Genomic DNA, 23,067 nt, shown 5'->3' on the forward strand with positions numbered 1-23,067 from the left:
CCATTGTTTCGCGTGCCAATCTTAGAACTGGCCGCCGAAGGTGAACTGCAGACGCTCGATCTCGTCGTTGTCTTCCTTCTTCAGCGGGAATGCGTAGCTGATCGAAATGGGGCCGACAGGCGCGCGCCACAACAGCGCCACACCGGTAGAGGCGCGCAACTCGTTGGCCTTGAAGTTGTCCACCCCGTTGTACACGTTACCGAAGTCGACGAATGCCGAAACGCGCGCCGACGGGCTGTCGAACAGCTTGGGGAAATACATTTCCACCGAGCCCACCGTCTTGAACGAGCCACCCAACGGCTGGCCGCGGGTAAAGCCATTGATCGCTTCCGAACGCGGCCCCAGGGTGTTGTCTTCGAAGCCACGGACCGAATTGGTGCCGCCGGCGTAGAAGTTCTCGTAGAACGGCAGGCCGGTGGCGGTGACCGTGCGGGTGCTGCCATCCGGGTTGGTCAGCACGCGGGTGCTGTCCTTCCCGTAACTGTCGCCGTAGCCCAGTTCGAAGCGCGTGTTCAACACCAGCGCCGGAATGATCGGCCAGTAGTTGGAGATCTGGTAGTTGAGCTTGTAGTACTCGACCGTGGAGCCGGGCAGGGTGGTCTCCAGGCCCACGCGTTGGTACATGCCGCGGGTCGGCATGAAGAAGTCGTTGCGGGTGTCGCGTGCCCAGCCCAGCTCCGTGCGCCAGGCATGGAAGGTGCGCGTGCCGATCGCATTGATGTAGTCGATGATCGCCTGCGGTGTGGTGCCCGCGAAGGTCGTGATCTGGTTGCTGTCGATACCCACCATCGCCGAGACGGTGTCGTTTTCGGTGATCGGCACGCCGAACACCACCTGCGCCGAGCCATTCTTGCTGTTGAACTGCGCGGTATTGAAGTCCGAGTAATCCAGCGCGCGCCAGGACAGGTTGTAGCCCAGCGACACGCCGTCGTCGGTAAAGAACGGATTGGTGTAGGAGAACGCGTAGCGTTGCTGATAGCTGCTGCGCGAAGCCTCCACTGCCACGCGGTTACCGCCGCCCAGGAAGTTGTTCTGCGACAACTGCACCGAGGTGGTCACACCGAAGCTCTGCGAGTAGCCCAGGCCGAACACGAAGCTGCCGGAGGTGGTCTCCTTGACGTTGTAGACCACGTCGACCTGGTCGTTGCTGCCGGGCACCGCGGGCGTTTCCACGTCCACGCTTTCGAAGTAGCCCAACCGCTGCAGACGGATCTTGGAACGGTCGATCGCCGCCTGCGAATACCAGGTGTTTTCGAACTGGCGCATTTCGCGGCGCAAGACCTCGTCGGAGGTGCGGCTGTTGCCCTTGTAGAGGATACGGCGCACGGTCACGCGCGGGCCGGGCACCACCTGCAGGTTCACTGCCACGGTGCGGTCTTCGCGGTTCGGCGTCGGGATCGGGTTGACCTTGGCGAACGCGTAGCCGACGTTGCTCAGCGTGTTGGTGATCGCATCGGAGGTGTACTCCAGCAATGCACGCGAGAAGATGTCGCCGGCCTTGGGGATCACCAGGCGCTCGATGTCGGCCTGCGGCAGCACGGTGTCGCCGGTCACCTTGATTTCGGAAATCTTGTACTGCTCGCCCTCGGTGACGCCGGCGCTGATGAACATATCGCGCTTGTCGGGGCTGATCGAGACCTGGGTGGAGTCGATGCTGAAGTCGACATAGCCGCGGTCCAGGTACCAGGAGTTGAGCTTTTCCAGGTCGCCGGACATCTTTTCCTTGGAGTACTGGTCGTCGCGGCGGTACCACGAGGCCCAGTTGTGCTCCTTGGATTCCCAGTTGTCCAGGATGTCCTCGTTGGCGAACTTTTCCGTACCGATCAGGTTGACGTGGCGGATCTTGGCCGCCTTGCCTTCCTTGATCGCGATGGCCACGTCGACGCGGTTACGGTCCAGCGGGCTCACCGTCGGGGTGATTTCCACGTTGTACTTGCCGCGGTTGTTGTACTGGCGGGTCAGTTCCTGGGTCACGCGGTCCAGGCTCAGGCGATCGAAGGTGCCGCCCTCGGACAGGCCGATGTCACCCAGGCCCTTGAGCAGTTCCTCGGACTTGATGTCCTTGTTGCCGGTCACGGTGAGCTTGTTGATCGCCGGGCGCTCCTTGACCGTGATCACCAGGATGTTGCCCTGGCGGTCCAGCTGCACGTCCTCGAAGAAGCCGGTGCGGTAGAGCGCACGGATCGCGTCGGCCACCTTGGCATCGTCCACGGTGTCGCCGCGGTTCACCGGCAGATAGGTGAATACGGTGCCGGAGGCGATGCGCTGCAGGCCGTCGACGCGGATGTCGCTGGCAACGAACGGCTCGACGGCCAGAGCAACGGCCGGCAGGCTGAGGCCGGCGGCAAGAGCGAGGGCAAGCAGGCGGCGAGTGGGAAGACGCGTCATGTCACATCCGGTTGGAGTCGTATTCGGGTGTTGCTGGATGCCGGCGTATGACGACGACAACAGGCGGAAAGAGTGGAGCAGCTTCATCGTGGAACCAGGCCGAGGATGTCGTTGTAGAACGCCAGTCCCATCAACCCGGCCAGGACCGCCAGGCCGACGTATTGTCCGGCAATCATGGCCCGTTCGCTGATCGGGCTGCCCTTGATCAACTCGATAAGGTAATACAGCAGATGCCCACCGTCCAAGATCGGGATGGGCATCAGGTTGATGATCGCAAGGCTGAGCGACAGCAATCCGAGGAAATACAGGAACCAGTCGAGCCCGCGTTCGGCCGAGGCGTTGGCGGCACGCGCAATGGTGACCGGGCCGGAGATGTTCTTGACCGAGGCCTGGCCGGTCAGCATGCGCTTCATCATGCCCAGCGAGTCGGCGGTCATCCGACCGGTTTCGCGGATCGCAGCCGGCACGGCGGCGAACAGCCCGTACTGCTGGCGGCTGTCGTATTCCGGAGCCGGCGCGGCGGCCGGACGCACGCCGATCATCCATTGGCCCTGCGGCGACTTGCGCGGGGCAATTTCCAGCGCCAGCCGGTCTTCGCCGCGCGCCACCTCGATCATGCCCGGCCCACCGTGGGCGCCCAATGCCTGCACTTGCGGAATGATGTCTTCGGCCGAGCGGATTGGCTGGCCGTCGATGGCCATGATGCGGTCGCCCGGCTTGAGCAGGCCATCGGCCACCGAGCCCTTCACCACTTCGGCAATCACCGGTGGCTGCAGCATGAACTGCCAGCCGATGCCGGCCAGTGCGGCCACGCGGCGTTCGTCGAAACCGAGCGGCAGCTGCGACAAGCGCAAGGTGTGCTCACTGCTGCCCGCAGTGTCAGAGGTGGTCAGGACGCGGACATCGCGCCTGTCCATTGCCGCAGTGGTGAGCTGCATGCTGGCATCGCTCCAGCTGCTCACGCTGCGACCGTCGATGCGCACGATGCGCTCGCCCGGGCCCAGCCCGGCCTCGGCGGCCAGGCCATCGGCCCGACCAATGGTTGCCGAATAATCCTGCTTGCCTACCACGAACATCGCCCACAGCATCGCCATGCACAGCAACAGGTTGGCAATTGGACCGGCTGCGACGATCGCGATGCGCTGCCACACGGTCTTGCGATTGAAGGCTTGGTCCTGCTCGGCCGGATGCACGTCGCCTTCGCGCTCGTCGAGCATTTTGACGTAGCCGCCCAGCGGAATCGCGGCAACCACGAACTCGGTGCCGTGGCGGTCGCGGCGCATCCACAGCGGTTTGCCGAAGCCCACCGAAAAGCGCAGCACCTTGACGCCGCAGCGCCGCGCGACCCAGAAATGCCCGAATTCGTGAAAGGTCACCAACACGCCCAGGCTGACGATCATCCACCAGACCGAACCGATGAAATCACCCATGTGTGCAGCTCGCGTGCGTGGAACGATCAGGCATGAAGGGCGTGGTGGGCGAGGGCGCGTTCAGTGATTTGCCGGGCTTGCGCATCGGCAAAAAGCAGGGTGTCGAGGGAGTCGGCATTGTGCCGCGGGAGCGTTGTCAGTGTGTGTTCGACCAACGCAGGGATCGCTAGGAAACCCACCTGGCCCTGAAGAAAGGCTGAAACAGCCACTTCATTGGCCGCGTTCAGGATCGCCGGGGCGGTGCCGCCGGCCCGTAACGCTTCCCAGGCCAGGCGCAGACATGGGAACGCGGCGGTGTCGGGGGCCTCGAAATCCAGCCGGCCCTGGCGAAGCAGGTCCAGCCCGCCGACGCCGGAGTCGACCCGCTCCGGCCAGGCCAAGCCCACCGCCAGGGTGGTACGCATGTCCGGCAGGCCAAGCTGGGCAAGCGTGGAGCCGTCGACGAATTCCACCAGCGAATGCACCAGGCTCTGCGGATGCACCAGCACATCGATCTGCTCGCCCGGCAGTCCGAACAGGTGATGCGCCTCGATGACTTCCAGGCCCTTGTTCATCAGGGTTGCCGAATCCACCGAGATCTTCGGGCCCATCGACCACTTGGGATGCGCCACTGCCTGCGCGGGCGTGACCGCGGCAAGTGCCGCGCGGTCGCGGCCGCGGAACGGGCCACCGGAGGCAGTCAGGATGACCCGGCGCACGCCGCGGCTGGCGTCGCAGGAGCGCAGGCACTGGAAGATGGCGCTGTGTTCGCTGTCGATCGGAATGATTTCAGCGCCGGCGGCGGCTGCGGTGCGGGTCAGCAGCTCGCCGGCCAGCACCAGCGATTCCTTGTTGGCCAGCAACAGACGCTTGCCGGCGCGCGCTGCCGCCAGCGTAGACGGCAGCCCGGCCGCACCCACGATCGCCGCCACCACGGTGTCGCACGCATCGCCGCTCGCCAGTGCGTCCAACGCCTCGGCGCCGGCGTGCGCCTGAGTCGCCAGGCCCAGCGCGCGCAGGCCATCGCGCAGCGCGGGATACAGCGCTGCATCGGCAATCACCGCATGCGCAGGCCGGTGGGTGGCGCACATCGCCAGCAGCTCATCGACCTTGCTGCCGGCCGACAGCACGCTGGCGCGCAGCCGCTCGGGGTGACGCGCGATCACGTCCAGTGCCGATGCGCCGATCGAGCCGGTGGCGCCGAACACGGCGACCTGACGGAGAGAGGAGCCAGCCATGCCTAGAATCCGAGAATTTCCTTGCCGAGTGCGAACACCGGCAGGGCAGCGAGCACGCCATCGATGCGGTCCAGCACGCCGCCATGGCCCGGAATCAGCGTGCCCGAGTCCTTGGCGCCGGCGTGGCGCTTGAGCAGGCTTTCGAACAGGTCGCCCAGCACCGATGCCAGCACCGCCAGTGCGGAGACCAGCACCAGCTGCGGCACATGTGCCAGCGTCAGCCCGGCTAGCCAGCCGAACGCGCAGGCAACCGCAATGCCGGCGATCAGGCCTCCGAGCAACCCTTCGATGGTCTTGTTGGGGCTGACCCGCGGCGCCAGCTTGTGCTTGCCGAACGCGCGGCCGGCGAAATAGGCACCGGAGTCAGCCGCCCACACCATGGTCAGCGCGGTCAGCAACCACAGGTTGCCCTTGTCCGGGCTGGCATGCAGCAGCACCAGCGCCGCCCACGCCGGCAGCACTGCCAGGGTGCCGGCGGCCAGCTTGAGTGCGCGCGCCTGGCCGTTGCCATGATCGGCGCCGAAGGTGAAAAAGCGCAGCCACAGCAGCGCCAACAGCCACCACGCCACGCCGACCAACGACGCAATCTGGAACAGCACCATCGAGCCGGCCGAGGCCCACACCATCAGCACCATCAGCAGCAGGTTGAGCGTCAAAAGCACGGTGCGCGGCAGGCTGTCGTCGATCCCGGAGAGCTTGAGCCACTCCCACAGGCCGGTCAGGAACAGGACCGCCGCCAGCGCTGCCAGCCATTGGGTGGGCAGCAGCACGATCGCGCAAATCGCGAGCGGCGCCATGATCAGCGCGGCAATCACGCGAGTCTTGGTCATGCGGAGGAGCTCTCCGTCGCCTTGTCGGCGATCTGTGCGCTGGTCAGGCCGAAGCGGCGTTCACGCCCGGCAAAGTCGTCCAGCGCTTGCTGCAGCACGCCGGCATCGAACTCCGGCCACAGGGTTTCGGTGAACCACAGCTCGGTGTAAGCCAGCTGCCACAACAGGAAATTGCTGATGCGGGTATCGCCACCGGTGCGGATGAACAGGTCCGGCGCGGGCAGGTCGGCCAGGGCGACCCGGCTGGACAACAGCGCTTCGTCGATCTGCTCTGGCTGCAGGCGGCCTGCAGCGACGTCTTCGGCCAATGCGCGGGCAGCCGCTGCGATGTCCTGGCGGCCGCCGTAGCTGGCTGCGATGCTCAGCACCAGCCGCGAGTTCGTTGCGGTGCTGCGCTCGGCGCCGGCCATGCGCTCGCGCAATGGTGCGGCAAAGCGGCTGCGGTCGCCGATGAAGCGCACCTGCACGCCACGTCGCTGCAGTTCTTCGACCTCGCGGTCGAGCGCATGCAGGAACAGCTTCATCAGCGCGTCGACCTCATCCTGCGGACGGCCCCAGTTTTCACTGGAAAACGCGAACAGGGTCAGCGCCGACACGCCTTTTTCCAGGCAGAAATCGATCGTGCGATTGACCGCGCGCGCGCCGGCGCGATGGCCGATCATGCGCGGACGCCGCCGACGCTGCGCCCAACGCCCATTGCCATCCATGATGATGGCGATGTGGCGCGGCACAGCAGCAGAAGGGACTGGATGCATGGCAGGCGATGCCACGATCAGACCGTCATCAATTCCTGTTCCTTGCCCTTGACGACCTCATCCACGTCCTTGATGGCCTTGTCGGTGAGCTTCTGGATATCGTCCTCGGCGCTGCGGGCTTCGTCTTCGGTGACGGCCTTGTCCTTGAGCAGATCCTTGACCTGCTGGTTGGCGTCGCGGCGGATGTTGCGAATGGCGACCTTGCTGTCTTCGCCCTCGCCATGCACGGACTTGCTGAGCTCCTTGCGGCGCTCCTCGGTCAGCGGCGGCAGGTTCAGGCGGATCACGGTGCCGACCACGGTCGGGGTCAGGCCCAGATCCGAAGCGTAAATGGCTTTTTCCACGTCCTTGATCATGCCCTTGTCGAACAGGCTGATGACCAGCGAGCGGCCTTCGGACACGCTGATGCTGGCAACCTGATTCAGGGGCGTATCGGCGCCGTAGGCCTTGACCTTGATACCGTCCAGCAGCGCCGGCGAGGCACGGCCGGTGCGGATGGTGGTGAGGGAATGGCGCAGAGCATCGATGCTCTTGGTCATGCGCGTCTGCGCGTCTTGTTTGATCTGGGTGAGCATCGCCGGAATCCGTGTGGAGCTGAATCCGGGGATTATAGCCGGGACTGGGGTTTCACGACTCGCGGGCCGTCAGCACCCGCGCAGCCGGTTCACTTGGCGCCCCTTTTCACGCCGGGCGCCGGGTTGGAGATCGCTGTGCAGCCTGCGGCCATGCGCTCTTGCGATTCCCCAATCCCGATTCCCGACCTCAGCTGCGGCCCTGCACCAACGTGCCGATCTGCTCGCCGTGCAGGATGCGCAGCAGCACGCCCGGTTCGCTCATGCCGAAGATGCGCAGCGGCAGGTCGCTGTCGCGCGCCAGTGCGAAGGCGGCGGTATCCATCACTTCCAGGCCCTGCAGGATCACCTGGTCGTAGGTCAGGCTGTCGTAGCGCACCGCATCGGTGTGCTTCTTCGGGTCCTTGTCGTACACGCCGTCGACCTTGGTTGCCTTGAGCAGCAGGTCGGCACCGATCTCGATCGCGCGCAGCGCTGCGCCCGAGTCGGTGGTGAAGAACGGGTTGCCGGTGCCGGCGGCGAAGATCGCGATGCGGCCCTTCTCCAGGTGACGGATCGCGCGGCGACGGATGAAGTCTTCGCAGACATCGTTGATCTTGATGGCGCTCATCACGCGCACCTTGGCGCCGAGCTTTTCCAGCGCATCCTGCATCGCCAGCGCGTTGATCACCGTGGCCAGCATGCCCATGTGGTCGCCGGTGACGCGGTCCATGCCGCTGGCAGCCAGGCCGGCGCCGCGGAAGATGTTGCCACCGCCGATCACCAGCGCCACCTGCGCGCCGGCCTGCTGGGCTTCGATCACTTCATGCGCCAGGCGATTGATGACCTTGGGGTCGATGCCGTAATCCCCGTCCCCCATCAGCGCCTCCCCGGAAAGTTTGAGAAGAATGCGGCGATAGGAAAGTTCGGACATTGGGAAACCTCGGGGGTGGGGGATCGGCAAACGCCGGCAATTCTAGCGGAAGCCTGTCACCTGGCGTGGTAAAAATTCCTTTGTTGGCAGTGGCGTGACCGGTTGCTCAATGCGCGCGCGGGTTCGGCGGCGTTGGTACATCGGTCGCATCGTACGCGGTGACGCGGTTGCGGCCGCGATGCTTGGAGCGATACAGCGTGCTGTCGGCGGCCTGCAACAGATGGTCGATGCTGTCGAACTGGCGCTCGGCACCGCCGTGCGTGGCAAGACCCGCAGAGAAGGTGATATGCAATGGGCCGCCCTGCAGTTGCGCCATCGGCGTACGCGCGGTTTCGGCCAGGATGCGTTCGATCACCATCAGCGCCGCATCGGCAGGTGTATTGGGCAGGATCACCAGGAATTCTTCGCCGCCGTAGCGCGCCACCAGGTCGCTGGTGCGCACCATGCGTTGCAGCGTTTGCGCGAAATTGCGCAACACTTCATCGCCGACCAGATGTCCGTGCGCATCGTTGACGCGCTTGAACTCGTCCAGGTCGATGAAGGCGATCGACAGCGGCCAGCCCTGGCGCGAGGCCAGTTCGAACTCATGCGTCAGCGCGGTACCGAGCTGATGCCGATTGAATACCCCGGTCAACGCATCGCGGCTGGCCTGTTCGGCCAGATGACGCATGCGGTTTTCCGATTCGTCGGCATGCCGGCGCGCTTCGGCCACGTCCTGCAATTCGCGCAGACTGCGCAGCATCGCCAGTTCACGCGCCTGCTCGAAGATCATCTGGATGTGCTCGGGCTGCGGCACGCGGATGTCGAACAGCGCCTCCAGTTCCGGCAGCGATTCGGCGATGCGTTCGATCACTTTTTCGAAGCGTTCGGCATCGAGCTCCAGCACGTCCTGCGCCTGCTGCTGCGCATGTTCGGTTGCAGTGACCGCACTGGCCGAGAGCCAGATATCGGCCAGGCGCCCGGATAGCGCCACGCAGGCCATGAACGGTTCCAGGCCTGCCGGTTCTTCTTCGCTCTGCGCAATCGCATTCTGCAGATACGGCGGCAGCTGCCACTGATGCGCCAGCCAGGCGCCGACTTCGGCATGCGTGGCGCCCAGCTGTTCGCGTTCGGCAACCAGCAGCGCGGTGTTGTCGGCGGCCTGTTCCAGCAGCGGCCCGTACAGATCGGGCGCGCCCTGCAGCAGGGCCAGCTTGCCGATGTCCTGCAGCAGGCCCGCCAGCATCAATTCTTCGGGTTTGCGGATGCCGTAGGCCTGGCCGAGGATGCGACTGGCCAGCGCGCATAGGCCGGCGCGGCGCCAGATGCGCTCGTGCAAGGGGTGGGCGATGAAGGTGCTGCGCACGCCGTGCACCATCGAAAAGCCCAGTGCCAGGCTCAAGGTCGCGTTGAGGCCGAGCATGGTCAGCGCCTGGCCGAGATTGTCGATGCGGCGGCGACTGGCGTAGAGCGGCGAATTGGCCACCCGCAGCATACGTGCGCTCAATGCCATGTCCATGCCGATGACCTTGGCCGTGGTGGTCATGTCCACGTCCGGATCCTGCGCAAGTTCGATGATGCGCAACGCAACGCCGGGCGGCGAGGGCAGGTTACGGCAGTAGTGCAGGGCGGCCTGGAGATCTGGTTGCATGAGTCATCGCCAACAGTGGCCACAAGCATACAGCTGCGGTCGTTGAGTAGGGCGCGCCATGCTCCGCCATCGCCGCGCCACAAAACATGCGTGATGGAACGCCAGAACCTGGTCGGCATCTTCAGGTAACGGCAATGCCGATGACATCTGTAGAGTTGAGGCCGCTTGCCGCCGTGCCGGATGCGTTCGCTTCAGGTTCGCGCCAGTGTGCGGATGCGCGACCGACAGGCAAAAAAAAGCCGCGGCATGCCGCGGCTTTTTTCCGAGCGGGGAAGATCAGGCCAGGCCGGCCTGCTTCATCACTTCGGCGGCGTAGTCTTCCACCACCTTCTCGATGCCTTCGCCAACGGCCAGGCGCTGGAAGCCGATCACGTCGGCGCCGGCGGCCTTGACTGCCTGCTCGACGGTCTGGTCGGTGTTGAGCACGTACGGCTGGCCGTACAGCGTCACTTCGTTGACGATCTTGCTGATCTTGCCGCTGATGATCTTTTCCAGGATCTCGGCCGGCTTGGCCTTGTCCTTTTCGGACATCTTGGCCAGTTCGATTTCCTTTTCCTTGGCAACGAATTCGGCCGGAACGTCGGAGGCCTTGACGTGCGGCGGGTTCATCGCCGCAATGTGCATGGCGATGCCGCGCGCCAGCTCGATGTCGCCACCCTTCAGTTCGACCAGCACGCCGATACGGCCGCCGTGCACATAGGCCGCGACGTTGTTGGCGCTGTCGATACGGACCAGGCGACGCACCTGCAGGTTTTCGCCGACCTTGGCGATCACCGCAGCGCGACGCTCTTCGATGGTCTCGCCGCTGTCGAGCTTGACGCTCTTGAGCGCTTCGGCATCGGCAGCGTTCGAGTTCAGTGCGGCATTGGCCACGACCTCGGTGAAGGCCAGGAAGTTCTCGTCCTTGGCGACGAAGTCGGTCTCGGAGTTGACTTCGACCAGCACGGCCTTGCCGCCGGCCTGGGCGGTGGCGATGCGGCCTTCGGCGGCGACGCGGTCAGCCTTCTTGTCGGCCTTGGCCAGGCCCGACTTGCGCAGCCACTCGGCCGCGGCGTCGATGTCTCCTGCGTTTTCGACGAGTGCCTTCTTGCACTCCATCATGCCGGCGCCGGTGCGCTCGCGCAGTTCCTTGACCAGGGAAGCAGTGATTTCCATGGAATTACCTCATATGGACGAATGCGTGCGGCGGAAGCGATTCCGCCAGTAGGAGACGGTGCGGCATGCCGCCGCCCCCGTAGATGTATGCAGTAGCCTCAGCGACGGAGCGCGAGGGCGCCGTCGGGACTGCGGCCGCACAGCATGGTGCGGCCGCATTGCACGCCGATTACTCGGCGGCGTCAGCCTTCTTGTCGCCCTTCTTGGCCGGAGCGCGACGGCCCTTGCCTTCGTCGGCGGACTCGGCCGAGAACTCTTCTTCGCGCACCGAAGCGGAGTTCGGCGCAGCCGCCTTGCCTTCCAGCACGGCGTCGGCAGCGGCGCGTGCGTACAGCTGCACGGCGCGAATGGCGTCGTCGTTGCCCGGGATGGCGTAGTCGACCAGGGCCGGATCGTAGTTGGTGTCGACCACGGCGATCACCGGAATGCCGAGCTTCTTGGCTTCCTTGATGGCGATGTCTTCATGGCCGATATCGATCACGAAGATCGCATCGGGCAGGCGGTTCATTTCCTTGATGCCACCGAGCGAGGCGTCCAGCTTCTCGCGCTCGCGACGCAGGCCCAGCACTTCGTGCTTGACCAGCTTGTCGAAGGTGCCGTCGGTTTCAGCCGCTTCCAGTTCCTTCAGGCGGGCAACCGACTGCTTGACGGTGCGGAAGTTGGTCAGCGTGCCGCCCAGCCAGCGCTGGGTCATGAACGGCATGTTGCAACGCTCGGCTTCTTCCTTGATGGACTCGCGCGCGCTGCGCTTGGTGCCCAGGAACAGCACGGTGCCGCGCTTCTGCGCAACCGAGGAGAGGAAGTTCATCGCGTCGTTGAAGAGCGGAACGGTCTTCTCGAGGTTGATGATGTGGATCTTGCCGCGCGCGCCGAAGATGTACGGCGCCATCTTGGGGTTCCAGTAGCGGGTCTGGTGGCCGAAATGGACGCCGGCTTCCAGCATCTGACGCATGGTGACTTGGGGCATTGAAAAAACTCCTGATAGCGGAATCGCCGTGCGCGGCTTGTTGTTGAAAAGTCCGCACATGGATGTGCGGGCTGTTGCGAGGGGCTCGCATCAAAACGCACACGATTCCGGGGTTGGGCTTCCCTGTTGCCTCCGCGACGAACCCTGTGTGAGGGCACCCCGGCGCGGATGGCGGCAGCAGGTGTGAATTCGTCGGTGACGTCCGACGTGGACGACGCAATGCGCAAGAGACGCAAAACAGCCGGCGGAGTATAGCTGGCGAGTGGGCGTGGCGCAATTGGCGGGAATCGGGAATCGGGAATCGCAGAGCCCGGTTCGCTTGGGCCTTCACCAGCCCACGATCAGCTAGCGCAATCGGCTTGACCCATTCCCAATTCTCAATTCCCGATTCCCGGCTCCAGCGCCAACGTGCTTTCGATATCGCTGTTGATACGCGCCACGAAGCGGCCACTGCCTGCGGGCAGGTTGGCGGGCAGGTTGGCGGGCAGGGCCCATTGGCGGGTCTGGCCGGGGAGGACGTAGCCGGCCAGGTCGCCGCGGATGTTGCGGCGGGTGCCGCCGGCATCGATATAGGCCAGGTCGGCCAGGCGCGCATGGCTGGAGCCGGAATTGTGGATACGCAACGCGCGCTGGCTGCCGTGCCCGGCCAGGCTGGCGTGCAACGCCGGTTGCGCTGCACTGGCCTGGCTGGGCTGTGCAAACACCGGGGTGGAATAACGCAGCAGGTCGGTCTCGTTGCCGATCGCGTGCTGGGTCACCACGAGCCGGTAGCTGTCTTCGGCCTGCGTGGGGCTGGGGCCGAGGCGGATCACGCGCAACAGCTGCCGGCCTTGCGACGGAATTTCGAAGTGCGACGGGCTGACCGTGACGCCGGTGGCTGGCTCGAGGAGTTCGCGCTCACCGTCCTGGCGCCAGCGGTAGAGCTTGGCGTCGGCACGCCAGGGTTGCGCGGCCTGGTTGTAGAGCCAGACCGTTGCCTGGTCGCTGTCGGCCGGGATGTGCGCGGTGGTCGGCGCGATGGCGATCTCGGCAGCACTGGCGGCCCCGCTTGCTGCCATACAGCCCAAGGCCAGGGCCCAGGCCAACAGATCGCGAAGGTGGCAAGCAGTGGCCATGCTTAGAACGCGATGGTGGTGATGCGCGCGCTGCCGGCGGGCAGCGGCCCGGCAAGCGCGCTGGCGTCCTGGCCGGTGCTGGTGACGGCGGGTGCCTCATTGCTGCTGGGCGGCTCGGCGATCGCCATTGGCGTGCCCCTGGAGCAACTGGCGCGCGGCGGCGCGGTACGCAGTTCGCAACCGCTGAGCAGACGCAGGCCGATGTGGAGGGTGGAATTTTCCGGCCCCCGCGCGGTGGCTGCGTTCGCCGCGGTAGATGTCGCGGCGCAAGCGAGAGCAGCCAGGGCCAAGCGCTTCAGGAAGGTGACCTGCGTCATGGAGGCAATCGTTTGCATTGGAGACGTAACGAATAGCGACGCCCCCGATACGAACTTTATTAACTGTCAGTAAGTGATGGAGACGGTCACCGTGTCGGTATAGGCGCCGGCAATCGGCAGTTGTGGGGCCGGCGCACGGCCATAGACGGTGACTGTCTGGGTGGTGCCGTTGCCGGTGCCTGCCAGCGTATCCACCCCGATGACGGTACCCCACCGATTACTGCGGCCGGTATTGCTGTAGAGCTCGTAATTGATGTAATTGGCGCTGCTGGCGTGGCGCATTCGCCGCACGCTGCCGCTGGCATTGCTGCCATTGTCCAGGCCTATATTCCACGCGGTGCGGTTGGTGCAGGCCAGGCTGATGGTGGAGGTGCGATCGATGGCGGTGTCGATGCTGCCGGCAATGCTGCCGAAGTCCAGATCGGTGGTGACGTAGGCATTGCAGCGTGCCGGCACGGTGGCCGAGGCAGTGAACGGGAAGGCGTTGCTGGCAGTCTTGGAGCCGGTGCCGCCCGCCGTGCAACTGCTCGGCAGCGAGGGCATCCCGGTGATGCTTTCGTTGTAGGAGTAGCGCAGCACGGTGTCGGCGCCACCAAAGCTGCTGGTGTGGTTTCCGACCGAAAGGATCTGGTTGGCCGGAATCCGCCCATACACGGTGATGGTGGCGGTCTGCGAGCCGCCGGTGATGACCGGCACGTTGTAGGACAGTGTCAAGGTGCGCGGCGAGGGGGCCGCCGACCCGGTGGCGCCCCAGATCTGCGTGCGGGTTGCCTCGCTGTAGATCTGGAAATCCAGGCTGTCGGTGGTGGAGTTGAGCATGCGACGAGGGGCATACACGCCGCTGCTGGCACTGCCGGGGCCAAGGTCCAGGCAGAGGCTGACTTGTACGTAGCCCAGCACGCTGAGCGCAGCAGTCGCGCAGGAAACGTTGAGTGTTGCCACTGCATCGGTGGTGCCGTTGGCCGCCACGTTGCCAAATGCCAACGGTGTGCCGAGGGTGACGGTGCAGGTGGTCTCTGCGTGCGCCCGCTCGCTGGGCCCAAGCCACACCATCGCGATCGTCAGCGCGAGCATCAGGCGCCAAAGCGTGGACATGCTCATGGCGTGGTCTGCTCAGGGATGCACTGCAGCGGCCCCACCCGCGGAATGCTGCCCGGATCGGCGGGATACGCGAACTGCGCAACGCAACGGCCCTCGGGCAGGTCGACCAGGATGCGGTTGTCGCGTTGCAGATTGTCCAGATAGGTTTCGCCGTCGTAGCCGACCACCACGCGTTCGGTACTGCCGTCGCGCTGCACCACGCTGCCGACGGGCAGCGGCGCGCCTTGCGCGTCGTGCAGCACGATGATGGCGGCGCGCACGCGGGTAATGCCGAAGCGCACCGCCACGCCGGATTGCTGGCGTGGTGTCACCGTGGTGTCGACACGGTCTACGCGCAGGTCTGCCGGCAGGCTCAAGGTGTCGATGGAGAGCTGGTTGCGCTGCCACGATTGCAACGGCGTCACCAGCAGGGTGCCGCGCGCGTCGGTGACTCCGATCAGGCGGTTTTCCAGGCGGACCGGAATGCCGGGCTGGCCGTCGGTGGAGACCACCGCGAACGCGTCCTGGATATCGCGCGCGGCGAAGGTGCGGCCATTCATCCACACCAGGCTACCGCTGGCGCTGGCATAGCCGAAGCTGTCGCCGTCCTGGGTTGCGGCGCCGAGGTTGTAGCGGCCGACCCGGTTCAACCAGCCCAGTTCGGCCAGCCCGCCGCTGGCGTCGTCGCCGGCACGGCCTTGCAGGCGCCAGCCGATGCCGCCCAGATCGCCATCGCCAGGCAGCGGCTGGCTGACGTCGGCCACCAGGCCGGTACGCTCGCCGTTGCGCTGCATCGATGCGCTGGCCTGACGCACTTCGCCGAAGGTGGTCGACAGCGACAGGTACAGGCTGCGATCGCTGGAGACATCCAGATTCTGATTGCCCGACAGATTGGCCGCCCAGTTGCGCCCGAAGCTGCGGGACCAGAACACGCTCGCATAGCGCGAGGTATCGCCTTGCGGATAGCTCAGCCGCACATAGCTGGTGCCGAGCGAGCCGATCGGGTCGACGTTGACCCCGACTGCTGCGCGGTCGCTGACGCGCGCTGGCAGGGCGCCTTGCAATGCGCCCAGGTCGCGATAGTCGCCATGGGTGCGCTGGCTGCCCAGATTGACGTTGAAACGCCGGTTGTTCCAGGCGTAGCCCAGCACGTACTGGCCGCCCCGTAGCGCGTCCATCCGGCTGTGCGCGTAGGCGGCATTGACCACACCGCCCACGCCAAGCAGCCACACGCCGCCTGCGCCTGCGTTGATCACGCCGCCGCCAGTTTCGGCATGCGCTTCGATCGTGAAATCGTCGCGCAGGCCTTTGCGAAAGGTGGCGCTGGCCACACGGCGTCGGTCGTAGGAAAACGAGCGCACGCCGTAGTCGCGGCGCAGATGGCCGATGCCGGCCGACCATTCGGAAATGCCGCGCGCCAGCAACTGCGGTGTGCCATAGAACGCGAAATCCAGCCGACGCACGCGTCCGAACGCATCGGTCACCACGATCTGCGCCTGGCCGGTGCCGCTGATGCCCGGTTGCGCGGCCAGCTGAAACGGGCCGGCCGGCACCTGGCCGCTGTACTGGCGCAAGCCGTCCACATACAGCTCAACGGTGGAAGGCACTGCCGCTTCGCCGAGAAAGCTCGGCGTCGGCGTCAGCACCCGATACGGTTGCAAGGCGTAATTGCGGCCGATCTGCACGCCGCCCAGGCGGATCGAGCGGCTCCAGTCGACAAAGCCGCTATAGAAATCGCCCACGCTGAGGCTGGTGGCGCTGTCCGGGAAATCCATCTGCCAGGCACTGTCCAGACGCACCGCTTCGCTGCGCCAGCGTTTGTCCTGGGGGCGATCGTAGGCCAGGAAGACCGCGGTGGTATCGACCATGCCGCGCCCGATGCCGAACGCGCGCACTTCGGTGGCCAGCGACGCGCTGCTGACGCCGGCATTGCGGGTGGCATACAGGTCGTAATTGAGCAGCATGCCGGGCGATGCAGTGGCGCTGGGCGGGGCCACTTCTTCGGCTTTGAGCACCGTGGTGGACAACGACAGCTGCGCCAGCGGCGCCTGCAGCGCCAGCCGCTGCAGCGCCGCGTCGTAGCGCACTTCCACGTCGGGCAGGCGGTCCAGATCGACCAATTCGCCAGGCACGCGGTCGGCCAGGATGAAGCCGAGTTTGCGCAGGGTTTCCACCGAGCCGCGTAGCCGCCCGTCGACCAGTTCGAATGGTGCCAAGCCGCGGTCGGCCTGGTTCAAGGTCACGTCCAGATACAGCGTTTGCGGCTGTGGCGTAGCGCTGGGTGGCGGCTGATCGGGAAGCGACGTCACATCGGCCAGATCGCCGGCCGCGGCGCTGCCCAGGCAACTGGCGGTCGCAAGGAGCGTCATCGCCAGCCGCGCCGCATCAAGGCGCCGTCGGCGCGGCCAACAAGATACGTTCGTCAGCCTCACCATTGATCCTTGCGATGATGGTGCCGCGGCCGAACTGCGCCAGCGGCGCACCCAGCGACCAACGCATGGTCTGCCCGGGCAGTACATAACCGACCAAGCCGTTCAACGCGGTCTTGGTTGCGCCATCGACCTGGTGCCGCAGGTCGGCGACCTGCGCATGGCCGGTGCCGGTATTTCTGATCTGGATCTGCGCCTTGCCATCGCTGCCGGCAACCACCTGCGCGCTCAGGGTCGGCGAAGGTTCGGTGTTGCCGGGCGGCAGCAGGAAGATCGGCACCGAATAACGCAGCACGAACTGCATGCCTTTGCGGTCGGCATCGGCACTGGGCAGCTCGTCGACGATGATGCGGTAACACTGCTCCTGCCCGCTCGGGGCAGGCCCGGCGCGGATGACCCGGATCAACTGGCGCTCGCCAGCGGCCAGGGTGCGCATCGGCGGGCTGACCAGCAGATCCTGGGTGGGGTCGAGCTGATCCTGCCCATCGCGCTGGGTCCAGCGATAGGCGCGGGTCTGCACCTGGACCGGCGCGCTGCCGCTGTTGCTCAGCCACAGGCCGTCGGCGGTCTGCTGGGCGCTCAGGCTCAGCGATGTGGGTGCCAACTGCAGGCTGGCGGCATGCGCCGGCGTCGGCACGGCGCCGTTGGCCATGACCAGCGTCATCGCCAGCCCGGCCGATATCAGCCAGGCAGGTAAACGTGACAACGGGCGGTGATGCACAGGCATGCGCGGGCTCAATAGACGATCGTGGCAGTGATCGTGTCCTGGTAACTACCGGTCGCAGGGTTGTTGGCCGACGGGTTGGTCACGCGACCGTAGACCGGGTAGACCTGGTTCAGGCCGGTGGCGGTGCGGCTGAGCGTGTTGGTGCCGGTAGTGCTGCCCCAGACCGTGCTGCGGCCCAGATCCTGGTAGAGCTGGTAGGCGATGTAGTTGTTGGTGGTCACCAGCGCGTCGGTATTTTTCATGCGGCGGGTGGTGACGTCGTTGGCAGTCCCGGCATTGCTGCCCGCGCTCAGTGCGATGTTGTACGGCGTCAACGCGGTGCACTGGGCCGTCACGCTGCCGTTGGCGTCCGCATTGGCGGTCGAGGTCGAGAGTACCGAGCCGAAGTCGACGTCCGTGGCGGATGCGGCGGTGATCGTGCAGGCCTTGGTGACCGCGATCTTGACGTTGAAGGTGGTGGTGTCTGCCGCGCTCGCCATGCCAATGGTCGAAAGCAGGCCGAGCGATAGCAGGACAGGGCGGACAGTACGCATGGACATTTCCTTGACCGTTCTGGTCATTGATGACGCGACGAGTCGTCGCCTTCCCTGCAATGCATCAGCTGTGCCAAACATAACGCCGAATTCACACGCTATCTAGCTGTCCTGAATCGCTTTATTGGCAAAAGTGCGATGTCCTATGGATGACTTCGTTAAGATGTTTTTTGACGCCGTGTGCACGGCGTCACGCATGAATAGGCGGCTGCGCCGGTTTCCTGCTGTGCGGTCCGCTTGAGGCCAGTCGTTGCGTCCGCAAAAAAAAGCGCGTGCGCTGGTCGTTCAGATTCAGCCCGGATCGGCGATAATCGTGGCCATGAGCGTCAATCTGAAAACCAAAGAAGAAATCGAACTGATGCGTGTCGCCGGCCGCTTGGCCGCCGAGGTGCTCGATGTGGTGGCGCCGCACGTGAAGCCGGGCGTGACCACTGCCGAGCTGGACCGCATCTGCCATGACCACATCGTCAACGTGCAGGGCACCATCCCCGCCAATGTCGGTTATCGCGGCTTCCCCAAGAGCGTGTGTACCTCGGTCAACAACGTGATCTGTCACGGCATCCCGAGTGCAGCCAAGGTGTTGAAGGACGGCGACATCGTCAATATCGACGTCACCGTCATCAAGGACGGCTGGCACGGCGACACCAGCCGCATGTACTACGTCGGCACCCCGTCGGTGATGGCCAAGCGCTTGGTCGAAACGACATATGAAGCGATGTGGCGCGGCATCCGGGCGGTCAAGCCGGGCGCCACGCTGGGCGATGTGGGCCATGCCATCCAGAAGTTCGCCGAAGCCGAGCGCTTCAGTGTGGTACGCGATTACTGCGGCCACGGCATCGGCAAGGTGTATCACGACGAGCCGCAGGTCATGCATTACGGCCGCCCGGGCGAAGGGTTGGTGCTCAAGCCGGGCATGACCTTCACCATCGAGCCGATGATCAACGAAGGCACCTATCACCATAAGACGCTGCCGGACGGCTGGACCGTGGTCACCAAGGACCGCAAGTTGTCTGCGCAGTGGGAGCACATGGTTGCGGTGACCGAAGACGGCGTGGATGTGTTGACGCTGTCGGCCAATTCGCCCGCGCCGGTATGACCGACACGCCGGCGGAGCGACCCGACCCGGGCGTCGCCGGCGACGCGGACTGGGCCGCGCAGGCCCGTCCGCTGCTGGTGCATGCGGACATGCGCCTGTGCAAACGCTTCGATCAGGGCGAGCCGATCGAGCGTCTGGTCGCGCTGCGCGCACGCGCGGTCGACCAATTGATGCGCAATGCCTGGATGCGCTGTATTCCGGCCGACAGCGGTTTGTCGCTGCATGCGGTCGGTGGCTATGGGCGCGGCGAATTGTTTCCGCGCTCGGACGTGGATGTGCTGGTGCTGGGCGACACCGCCGCGCAACAGCAGCACGAGCAGGCCCTGGCACGCTTGTTCGCGCTGCTGTGGGATGTGGGCTTGCCGATCAGTCACGCGGTGCGCTCGCCAGCGCAGTGCACCGCTGCGGCGGCGGACCAGACCGTGCTCACTGCCTTGATCGAATCGCGCGCACTGGTGGCCGACGGCCAGGCGCGTGCTGCGCTGGCCACGGCGATCGCGCCGCCGCAGGTGTGGCCGCCGCGCGATTTCTTCCAGGCCAAGCGCGAGGAATTGCTGGCGCGCCATCAGCGCTTCGGCGACACCGCCGATAATCTCGAGCCGGATATCAAGGACGGCCCCGGCGGTCTGCGCGATCTGCAGACGCTGGGCTGGATGGCCTTGCGCGCGTTCGGGGTCAAGGACCTGGAGGCCCTGGTCGGGCTGGGCCATGTCGGCTTCGACGAGGCCGCCGCGTTGCGTCGCGAGCGCGAAGAACTTGCCCGTCTGCGTTTCGGTCTGCACATCGTGGCCAACCGGCCGGAAGAGCGCCTGCGGTTCGATTACCAAAAGACCCTGGCCGAACGGTTGGGGTTCGCCGACGACCCGGAAAGCCTGGGCGTGGAAAAAATGATGCAGCGCTTTTATCGCAGCGCTGCACTGATCCGCCGCATCAGCGACCGCTTGTTGCAGCGCTTCGAAGAACAGTTCGATGGCGAAGCGACGCCGGAGCCGCTGGGCGGCGGCTTCAGCCTGCGCCGCGGCTATCTGGCTGCCGACGCCGAGAGCTGGCCGGACGGCGATGTGCTGCAGGTGTTCGCGCTGTTTGCGCAATGGGCCGCGCATCGCGAGGTGCGCGGACTGCATTCGCTGACCGCGCGCGCGCTGGCCGAGGTCCTGCGCGATCTGCCGGCGTACGACATTGCCGATGCAACGGCCCGGGAACGCTTCATGGCGTTGCTGCGCGGCCCGCGTGCGGTGGAAACGCTCAATCGCATGGCGCGGCTGGGCGTGCTGGGCCAGTGGATTCCGGCATTCGCCAGCGTTTCCGGGCGCATGCAGTTCGACCTGTTCCATGTCTACACGGTGGACCAGCACACCTTGATGGTGCTGCGGAATATCGCGCTGTTTGCCGCCGGCCGTGCCGACGAGCGTTTCGCCATCGCGCATGAAGTCTGGCCGCGTCTGCGCAAGCCGGAACTGCTGTTGCTGGCGGGCCTGTTCCACGACATCGCCAAGGGCCGCGGCGGCGATCATTCGGAACTGGGCGCGGTGGATGCGCGCGCGTTCTGCCTGGCGCACCGCTTGAGCGAAGGCGATACCGAGCTGGTGACCTGGCTGGTGGAGCAGCACTTGCGCATGTCGGTCACCGCGCAGAAGCAGGACATTTCCGACCCGGAGGTAATTCACCGTTTTGCGACCTTGGTGGGCACACGCGAGCGTCTGGACTATCTGTACCTGCTCACCTGCGCCGATATTGCCGGCACCAGTCCCAAGCTGTGGAACGCCTGGAAAGACCGGCTGTTGGCGGATCTGTATTTCGCCGCGCGTCGCGCGTTGCGCGAAGGCCTGGAACACCCGCCGCCGCGTGAGGAACGGCTACGCGAAGCGCGCGAATCGGCGCGTACCTTGATGCAGGCGCAGGGGCACGATGACGTCACCATCGACCGCCAGTTCGCCGGCATGCCGGACGAGAATTTCCTGCGCTTCCGTCCCGAGCAATTGGCCTGGCAGGCGGCCTCGCTGATCGAAGTGGAGATCGGCCAGACCCTGGTCAAGGCGCGTCGTGCGGTGCCGGACAACGACGCACTGGAAGTGTTCGTGTATTCGCCGGACCGCGATGGGCTGTTTGCGGCCATCGTGGCCACGCTCGATCGCAAGGGCTACGGCATCCATCGCGCACGTGTGCTGGATGCGCCACACGATGCGATCTTCGACGTGTTCGAAGTGTTGCCGCAGGAGACCTATGCCGACGGCGACCCGCAGCGGCTGGCGGCAACGCTGCGTCAGGTGTTGGCAGGCGATCTGCACAAGGTGCGCCCGGCGCGCCGCGCAGTGCCGCGCCAGTTGCGCCATTTCCGCTTCGCACCGCGGGTGGAATTCAGCGAAAGCGCCGGCGGCCGCCGCACCCGCATCAGTCTGGTCGCACCCGACCGTCCCGGCCTGCTCGCCGATGTCGCGCACGTGTTGCGCATGCAGCACCTGCGCGTGCACGACGCGCGTATCGCCACCTTTGGCGAGCGTGCCGAAGACCAGTTCCAGATCACCGACGAGCATGACCGCCCGTTGTCCGAATCCGCCCGGCAGGCGCTGCGCGATGCGCTGTGCGCCTGCCTTGACCCTGTCTAGCTAGCAACTCCGGAGACCCCATGGCCACCAGCAAGAAGACCGCGCGCAAGCAGAGCACGACCACCCCCACCGCAGCGTCCAAGCGCGCGAGTGCAACGGCCAAGGCCGCCAAGGTGCCGGCTGTTGCCGCTTCCAAGCCAGGCGCTGGCGTCGGCAAGCAGGGCGCGGCAGCTGCCGCTGTCGGCAAAAAGGCTGCTGCATCTGATGCGGCAAGCCCGAAAACCGCTGCAAGGAAGACCGGCGGCAAGTCCGCGACGTCCGCTGCACCGCGCGTGGCCAAGCAGCCGACCAAGGTGGTTGCTGCACCGGCCGCAAAGAAGGCTGCGGCGGCAAAGAAGCTGCCGATTGCAGAGCAGGTCGTGCACAGCGCCGCAACGCAGGTCGGCAGCGACGAACTCAAACTGGGCATCGAAAGCGCATTCGAACGGCGCGCCACGCTGACCATGGACGAGATCGACGGTTCCACCCGTGCCATTGTCAATCGCGTGATCGACGGACTGGAAAGCGGGCAGTTTCGCGTCGCCGAGCCGGACGGGCAGGGCGGCTGGACCGTCAACGAGTGGCTGAAAAAAGCGGTGCTGCTGTATTTCCGCGTCAACGAGATGGCGGTGATCGAAGCGCAGCCGGCGCCGTTCTGGGACAAGGTGGAATCGCGCTTTGCCGGCTTCCATGAAGCCGAATTCCGCAAGGCCGGCGTGCGCGTGGTGCCGGGCGCGGTGGCGCGTCGCGGCAGTTACTTCGGCAAGGACGTGGTGCTGATGCCGAGTTTCACCAACATCGGTGCCTATGTCGGTGAAGGCACCATGGTCGATACCTGGGCCACCGTGGGGTCGTGCGCGCAGATCGGCAAGCACTGCCATTTGTCCGGCGGCGCCGGCATCGGCGGCGTGCTCGAACCGCTGCAGGCCAGCCCCACCATCATCGAAGATCACTGCTTTATCGGCGCACGCTCGGAAGTGGTGGAAGGCGTGGTCATCGGGCACCACAGCGTGATCGGCATGGGCGTGTTCATCGGCCAGAGCACACGCATCTACAACCGCGCTACCGGCGAGATTTCCTATGGCTATGTGCCGCCGTACAGCGTGGTGGTGTCCGGGCAGCTGCCCTCCAAGGACGGCTCGCACTCGCTGTATTGCGCGGTGATCGTCAAGCAGGTGGACGCCAAGACGCGCAGCAAGACCAGCGTCAACGAACTGTTGCGTGGTCTGGCGGATTAATCCGCTTCGCGGCGGCAACAGATGACGCGCAGCGCCGGTCGAGGGTGCGCCTTTGGCACTCTCGGCCGCTGCGATGACACGCGCGTCCAA

The 23,067-nt window shown here is 65.5% G+C and carries 19 protein-coding genes; 3 read left to right on the forward strand and 16 right to left on the reverse strand.

The window, feature by feature from the left end:
* Positions 1-21 precede the first annotated feature (21 nt).
* The 16 genes from bamA to ACCQ07_RS07400 form a co-directional block, all read right to left on the reverse strand.
* Positions 22-2,388, reverse strand: coding sequence for an outer membrane protein assembly factor BamA (gene bamA, locus ACCQ07_RS07325; protein ID WP_008578281.1), 2,367 nt, complete (start codon positions 2,386-2,388; stop codon positions 22-24).
* An 83-nt stretch (positions 2,389-2,471) separates the two neighbouring features.
* Entirely contained in the window at positions 2,472-3,818 is a 1,347-nt protein-coding gene (rseP, locus tag ACCQ07_RS07330; protein WP_209260947.1) for an RIP metalloprotease RseP, read from the reverse strand.
* A 26-nt stretch (positions 3,819-3,844) separates the two neighbouring features.
* Positions 3,845-5,035, reverse strand: a complete 1,191-nt coding sequence (locus ACCQ07_RS07335) for a 1-deoxy-D-xylulose-5-phosphate reductoisomerase (protein WP_372165645.1) — start codon at positions 5,033-5,035, stop codon at positions 3,845-3,847.
* 2 nt (positions 5,036-5,037) lie between these two features.
* Entirely contained in the window at positions 5,038-5,865 is an 828-nt protein-coding gene (locus ACCQ07_RS07340) for a phosphatidate cytidylyltransferase (RefSeq protein WP_014089749.1), read from the reverse strand.
* Complete coding sequence (gene uppS, locus ACCQ07_RS07345; RefSeq protein ID WP_011346894.1) at positions 5,862-6,620, reverse strand: polyprenyl diphosphate synthase; 759 nt, start codon at positions 6,618-6,620, stop codon at positions 5,862-5,864. Before uppS ends, ACCQ07_RS07340 begins: the two co-directional genes overlap by 4 nt.
* 17 nt (positions 6,621-6,637) lie before the next feature.
* On the reverse strand, positions 6,638-7,195 hold the full coding sequence (frr, locus tag ACCQ07_RS07350) for a ribosome recycling factor (RefSeq protein ID WP_005921623.1): 558 nt from the start codon (positions 7,193-7,195) through the stop codon (positions 6,638-6,640).
* A 187-nt stretch (positions 7,196-7,382) separates the two neighbouring features.
* A complete protein-coding gene (gene pyrH / locus ACCQ07_RS07355) occupies positions 7,383-8,105 on the reverse strand; it encodes a UMP kinase (RefSeq protein WP_005911727.1) in 723 nt (240 codons plus the stop codon).
* 106 nt (positions 8,106-8,211) lie between these two features.
* Positions 8,212-9,735 (reverse strand): sensor domain-containing diguanylate cyclase, encoded by a 1,524-nt coding sequence (locus tag ACCQ07_RS07360; RefSeq protein ID WP_065628302.1) that lies wholly within the window; start codon positions 9,733-9,735, stop codon positions 8,212-8,214.
* Positions 9,736-10,011: 276 nt separating this feature from the next.
* Positions 10,012-10,890, reverse strand: a complete 879-nt coding sequence (gene tsf / locus ACCQ07_RS07365) for a translation elongation factor Ts (RefSeq protein ID WP_014089751.1) — start codon at positions 10,888-10,890, stop codon at positions 10,012-10,014.
* Positions 10,891-11,059: 169 nt separating this feature from the next.
* Positions 11,060-11,857 carry a 30S ribosomal protein S2 gene (gene rpsB, locus ACCQ07_RS07370; protein ID WP_011346896.1) on the reverse strand — a complete coding sequence of 266 codons (798 nt, stop codon included), beginning with the start codon at positions 11,855-11,857 and terminating at the stop codon, positions 11,060-11,062.
* Between the two features lie 377 nt (positions 11,858-12,234).
* Positions 12,235-12,972: a fimbrial biogenesis chaperone gene (locus ACCQ07_RS07375; RefSeq protein WP_014089752.1), complete on the reverse strand. Its 738-nt coding sequence runs from the start codon at positions 12,970-12,972 to the stop codon at positions 12,235-12,237.
* Between the two features lie 2 nt (positions 12,973-12,974).
* Positions 12,975-13,307 carry a hypothetical protein gene (locus tag ACCQ07_RS07380; protein WP_031421854.1) on the reverse strand — a complete coding sequence of 111 codons (333 nt, stop codon included), beginning with the start codon at positions 13,305-13,307 and terminating at the stop codon, positions 12,975-12,977.
* 48 nt (positions 13,308-13,355) lie between these two features.
* On the reverse strand, positions 13,356-14,390 hold the full coding sequence (locus ACCQ07_RS07385; RefSeq protein WP_031421856.1) for a Csu type fimbrial protein: 1,035 nt from the start codon (positions 14,388-14,390) through the stop codon (positions 13,356-13,358).
* Positions 14,387-16,738 carry a fimbria/pilus outer membrane usher protein gene (locus ACCQ07_RS07390; RefSeq protein ID WP_071117633.1) on the reverse strand — a complete coding sequence of 784 codons (2,352 nt, stop codon included), beginning with the start codon at positions 16,736-16,738 and terminating at the stop codon, positions 14,387-14,389. Before ACCQ07_RS07390 ends, ACCQ07_RS07385 begins: the two co-directional genes overlap by 4 nt.
* Positions 16,739-16,754: 16 nt before the next feature.
* Positions 16,755-17,525 (reverse strand): fimbrial biogenesis chaperone, encoded by a 771-nt coding sequence (locus tag ACCQ07_RS07395; protein ID WP_109290648.1) that lies wholly within the window; start codon positions 17,523-17,525, stop codon positions 16,755-16,757.
* An 8-nt stretch (positions 17,526-17,533) separates the two neighbouring features.
* A complete protein-coding gene (locus ACCQ07_RS07400; RefSeq protein WP_005911736.1) occupies positions 17,534-18,058 on the reverse strand; it encodes a Csu type fimbrial protein in 525 nt (174 codons plus the stop codon).
* A 319-nt stretch (positions 18,059-18,377) separates the two neighbouring features.
* On the opposite strand from ACCQ07_RS07400, the gene map reads away from it, so the two are divergent.
* The 3 genes from map to dapD are packed head-to-tail and all read left to right on the forward strand — an operon-like array spanning position 18,378 to position 22,977.
* Complete coding sequence (gene map / locus ACCQ07_RS07405; protein ID WP_008576697.1) at positions 18,378-19,154, forward strand: type I methionyl aminopeptidase; 777 nt, start codon at positions 18,378-18,380, stop codon at positions 19,152-19,154.
* Positions 19,151-21,760 (forward strand): [protein-PII] uridylyltransferase, encoded by a 2,610-nt coding sequence (locus ACCQ07_RS07410; protein ID WP_071117631.1) that lies wholly within the window; start codon positions 19,151-19,153, stop codon positions 21,758-21,760. The genes map and ACCQ07_RS07410 overlap by 4 nt, the downstream gene beginning before the upstream one ends.
* A 20-nt stretch (positions 21,761-21,780) precedes the next feature.
* Positions 21,781-22,977 (forward strand): 2,3,4,5-tetrahydropyridine-2,6-dicarboxylate N-succinyltransferase, encoded by a 1,197-nt coding sequence (dapD, locus tag ACCQ07_RS07415; RefSeq protein ID WP_008576699.1) that lies wholly within the window; start codon positions 21,781-21,783, stop codon positions 22,975-22,977.
* Positions 22,978-23,067: the final 90 nt, after the last annotated feature.

Origin of the sequence: Xanthomonas sp. NCPPB 3583, from assembly GCF_041475715.2 — a bacterium.
In the GTDB taxonomy this organism is placed as follows: Bacteria; Pseudomonadota; Gammaproteobacteria; order Xanthomonadales; family Xanthomonadaceae; genus Xanthomonas; species Xanthomonas euvesicatoria.

Excerpts from the sequence above, each read along its gene's own strand:
- pyrH (WP_005911727.1), bottom strand. The coding sequence starts at position 8,105 with ATGTCCGAACTTTCCTATCGCCGCATTCTTCTCAAACTTTCCGGGGAG.
- uppS (WP_011346894.1), bottom strand. The coding sequence starts at position 6,620 with ATGCATCCAGTCCCTTCTGCTGCTGTGCCGCGCCACATCGCCATCATC.
- ACCQ07_RS07335 (WP_372165645.1), bottom strand. The coding sequence starts at position 5,035 with ATGGCTGGCTCCTCTCTCCGTCAGGTCGCCGTGTTCGGCGCCACCGGC.
- ACCQ07_RS07375 (WP_014089752.1), bottom strand. The coding sequence starts at position 12,972 with ATGGCCACTGCTTGCCACCTTCGCGATCTGTTGGCCTGGGCCCTGGCC.
- ACCQ07_RS07385 (WP_031421856.1), bottom strand. The coding sequence starts at position 14,390 with ATGAGCATGTCCACGCTTTGGCGCCTGATGCTCGCGCTGACGATCGCG.
- rseP (WP_209260947.1), bottom strand. The coding sequence starts at position 3,818 with ATGGGTGATTTCATCGGTTCGGTCTGGTGGATGATCGTCAGCCTGGGC.
- frr (WP_005921623.1), bottom strand. The coding sequence starts at position 7,195 with ATGCTCACCCAGATCAAACAAGACGCGCAGACGCGCATGACCAAGAGC.
- ACCQ07_RS07390 (WP_071117633.1), bottom strand. The coding sequence starts at position 16,738 with ATGACGCTCCTTGCGACCGCCAGTTGCCTGGGCAGCGCCGCGGCCGGC.
- tsf (WP_014089751.1), bottom strand. The coding sequence starts at position 10,890 with ATGGAAATCACTGCTTCCCTGGTCAAGGAACTGCGCGAGCGCACCGGC.
- dapD (WP_008576699.1), top strand. The coding sequence starts at position 21,781 with ATGGCCACCAGCAAGAAGACCGCGCGCAAGCAGAGCACGACCACCCCC.
- ACCQ07_RS07380 (WP_031421854.1), bottom strand. The coding sequence starts at position 13,307 with ATGCAAACGATTGCCTCCATGACGCAGGTCACCTTCCTGAAGCGCTTG.
- ACCQ07_RS07340 (WP_014089749.1), bottom strand. The coding sequence starts at position 5,865 with ATGACCAAGACTCGCGTGATTGCCGCGCTGATCATGGCGCCGCTCGCG.
- ACCQ07_RS07360 (WP_065628302.1), bottom strand. The coding sequence starts at position 9,735 with ATGCAACCAGATCTCCAGGCCGCCCTGCACTACTGCCGTAACCTGCCC.
- rpsB (WP_011346896.1), bottom strand. The coding sequence starts at position 11,857 with ATGCCCCAAGTCACCATGCGTCAGATGCTGGAAGCCGGCGTCCATTTC.
- ACCQ07_RS07410 (WP_071117631.1), top strand. The coding sequence starts at position 19,151 with ATGACCGACACGCCGGCGGAGCGACCCGACCCGGGCGTCGCCGGCGAC.
- ACCQ07_RS07395 (WP_109290648.1), bottom strand. The coding sequence starts at position 17,525 with ATGCCTGTGCATCACCGCCCGTTGTCACGTTTACCTGCCTGGCTGATA.
- map (WP_008576697.1), top strand. The coding sequence starts at position 18,378 with ATGAGCGTCAATCTGAAAACCAAAGAAGAAATCGAACTGATGCGTGTC.
- bamA (WP_008578281.1), bottom strand. The coding sequence starts at position 2,388 with ATGACGCGTCTTCCCACTCGCCGCCTGCTTGCCCTCGCTCTTGCCGCC.
- ACCQ07_RS07400 (WP_005911736.1), bottom strand. The coding sequence starts at position 18,058 with ATGCGTACTGTCCGCCCTGTCCTGCTATCGCTCGGCCTGCTTTCGACC.